Raw genomic sequence first — 349 nt, forward strand, 5'->3', positions numbered from 1 at the left:
ATATCGACGAAGGCATTGGCCATGCCGTGGAGGCCGATGGCGTTGAGGCGGTCGAGGGTCGGATGGGTGAGCAAGGGATGGTCTCCTAGTTGTAGTAGCGCGGTCCGCGGATGTTGGCATGCAGGATCGGCGCATCGTCCGCGGAGCGCTGATGAGCGGGACGCCGATCGAGATTGTTGGCGAGGATCGATTTGACCGAGCCGTAGGTGCGCGCGCCGATGTCGATCGCCCGCGCAGCCGCGGCGTCCAGCCGTCCGCGCCCATAGGAGCCGGCGAGCCTGAGGATGCCGAGGCAGGCGCGGAAGCCTTGCTCGGGGTGCGAGCGCTCGTCGAGAATGAGGTCGCACAA

At 66.5% G+C, this 349-nt stretch carries 1 pseudogene; it reads right to left on the reverse strand.

The features are described from left to right. Window positions 1-85 precede the first annotated feature (85 nt). A pseudogene (locus OO68_RS49010) lies at window positions 86-349 on the reverse strand (IS21 family transposase); the annotation flags it as partial.

Source organism: Streptomyces iakyrus (genome assembly GCF_000717055.1).
Classification (GTDB): Bacteria; Actinomycetota; Actinomycetes; order Streptomycetales; family Streptomycetaceae; genus Streptomyces; species Streptomyces iakyrus.